This window comes from Oleiphilus sp. HI0132, from assembly GCF_001635845.1.
On record NZ_LWGJ01000578.1, the window covers coordinates 1 to 1,285 of the forward strand.

Sequence of the window (1,285 nt, forward strand, 5' to 3'; positions counted from 1 at the left end):
AACAACCTTACTGCCAATTCTATGGTCTGAGGTGTAACGCTTGTCTAGTTGCCGAGGTTGGGCTTCTCTCCCGATATCGATCGCCGTATCGATACTAATTTCATTGTCAGGAGAGTTGGTGAAAGCCTTCATTTTTTGGTACCAAGCCAACGCGGCTGTATTCTTGGAAATATCCTTTTTAAGGCCGACTTCCGTCAGAAACCAGAAACAATGATAAGCAGAGAAGTCTAGAATATTCGGTGTGTTACCACCGATAAACTCATTCGAGCTTAAGTTTTCTGATAGATAGCTTAGACCTTGCTTAATATGTTTGTTGGCTGATCTAGGGCTGCCGAGGGATACCGAGGCTTTGGCGCCCATTTCTATCCTGTCTTTCAAGAACAGAAGTAAATTCCATAAGCCTTTGTCTTTAGCAATACGTCGAAGTAATGATAAAGAGAATGCTTTATTTACACATGCAAAAAATAGCTTTGATTCAAGCCATTGTCTTTCAGTTAGAAGGCCTTGATTCAGAGCTTCGTTGGCTAACGATGGTTCGTCAGCGATAGCGGCGAGTTCATCAGCTATAAGGCTCGTATCACAAAAAATATCAGCTCCCACCTGTGCCACTGGTATTCTGTTATAACCTCCTGAAAGTAAGTCCAGTTTGCCTCGTGGCGNCGCTTCTGAGGTCAGACAGGAGGACCACTCTTGGTTGGTATAGCCAAGCATCGCTCTTATTTTTTCAGAGAAAGGAGACAGAGGGTAGTGGTGCAGTATTATGCTCATTGAAGATGTTCCAGAATAACAGGCTTAGTTGATATCCAGGCTATCTAAGCATAAAACTGTCTCGTGGTATAGTTCGCAATGCAAACTGCTGTATTTGGCTGTTGTGGCTAGGTGCTAGAACCAGGAGTGACGTATAGGCCGCTTCCGGAAAAACTGGCTCGATGACCTACATTGGTTAGCCTTAGTTTGTGTGATAAGGCTGCTACGTGTTTTGAGCAAGGTAATATGTTTTGAATATAAAGTGGTAATAAGCTCTGGATTGCTTTTTCTAATGAAAATCAGGTTAGTCGAAAGGCTGTTCTTGTTTCGTTGGAACTGAGAGTATGTGAATTATGTCGACTATCTATTCATGATATAAACGAATAACTCGAATATAGTTTGTGAATAAAATCCACTAATCTTTTAGGCTTGGACGGAATGTATGGTCGTTAATTTGACGAGGAGAGCGCTCTAAACTGTAGGGAGTAATAGGGGGTTAAGTCGTTAAGTAGAAGCACAAATAAAAACAGCCAGCTGA

At 42.1% G+C, this 1,285-nt stretch carries 1 protein-coding gene; it reads right to left on the reverse strand.

The annotated features are described in order from the left end of the window. Positions 1–768 (reverse strand): glutathione S-transferase family protein (locus A3766_RS07105; protein WP_156508749.1); only part of this gene is annotated, 768 nt, incomplete at its 3' end. Positions 769–1,285: the final 517 nt, after the last annotated feature.